The organism is Spongiibacter thalassae, from assembly GCF_012272835.1.
Classification (GTDB): Bacteria; Pseudomonadota; Gammaproteobacteria; order Pseudomonadales; family Spongiibacteraceae; genus Spongiibacter; species Spongiibacter thalassae.
Window position 1 is genome coordinate 1 of record NZ_JAAWWK010000013.1, and the last position, 1,240, is coordinate 1,240.

Here is a 1,240-nt window from a genome sequence, read left to right on the forward strand (position 1 = left end):
TGACCTGCTCCCCGCTAGCCGTACCAGCCTGAACTTAGTAAAGTCCGCAAACGATGGAGAATGCGGACATGAAGAAGCGGTTTACCGACGAGCAGATCGTCACCATTTTGAAGGAAGGCGAAGCCGGGGTTCCGGTCAAAGAGATCTGCCGCAAACACGGGATCTCAGACGCCACGTTTTACACCTGGCGCAAGAAATTCGGGAACATGGAGGCGCAGGAAATCCGACGCCTAAAGCAGCTTGAGGAAGAAAATTCCAAGCTCAAGCGTTTATTGGCTGAATCTATGCTGGATGCAGATGCTCTCAAGGCGGCCCTAAACCGAAAGTACTGACCCCACATAATAAGCGTGAGGCCGTTGCGACCATGCGAGAGGAAACCAGTATCTCCCTGCGTCGAGCGTGCCGGTTGGTGGGTGTATCACGCTCAACCCTGGCTTACCGGTCACAGAAGCAATCGGATGACCGGGAAATTCAGGCGAGACTGACCGAGTTGGCTGGCGAACGCCGTCGCTTCGGTTACCGCAGGCTACATATCCTTTTGCGCCGCGAAGGACTAGAGGTGAACCACAAGCGAGTTTACAGGCTGTATAACGAGGCTGGGTTGACGGTTAAAAAGCGCAAGCGCCGCAAGGGAATAGCCGTTGAACGTCAGGCCCTGGAGTTGCCGGAAGGCCCAAATCAGGTATGGTCGATGGACTTTGTGATGGATGCTTTATGTTATGGGAGGCGCCTCAAAATACTGACGGTCGTCGACGATTACACGAAGGAAGCGCTGGATCTTGTTGTGAGCCACAGTATTAGCGGTGACCATGTCGCCAGCGCTCTGGACGCGATAGCGCAATTCCGCGGCTACCCGGCAGCTATCAGAACGGATCAAGGCCCAGAATTTACCAGCAAAGCGCTTGATCGATGGGCGTATGAGAACGGTGTTGAGCTTCGCTTGATCCAGCCTGGCAAGCCCACGCAGAATGCGTATATCGAAAGCTTTAACGGCAAATTCCGGGATGAGTGTTTAAACGAGCACTGGTTCAGAGATTTGCCCCATGCAAGACAGGTCATCGCCAACTGGCGTACTGACTATAACGAAAACCGGCCTCACTCATCCCTAGGGTATGACACGCCGTCTGAATTTGCGGCAGCATACCGAACGGGATAGGGGGGCAAAGCAAGCGATCAATAAACGATCGCATTAATGGACTTTGCTAAGCAGCGGTTGGCTTAGATTTTGGGGGCAGGTCAA

1 protein-coding gene is annotated in these 1,240 nt (G+C 53.6%); it reads left to right on the forward strand.

The features are described from left to right. The first annotated feature begins 68 nt into the window (after nt 1-68). A protein-coding gene (locus HCU74_RS19730) for an IS3 family transposase (RefSeq protein ID WP_168452160.1) occupies nt 69-1,156 on the forward strand; the annotation gives its coding sequence in 2 pieces (ribosomal slippage) (nt 69-327 and nt 327-1,156; 1,089 coding nt in all). The last annotated feature ends 84 nt before the right edge of the window (nt 1,157-1,240 follow it).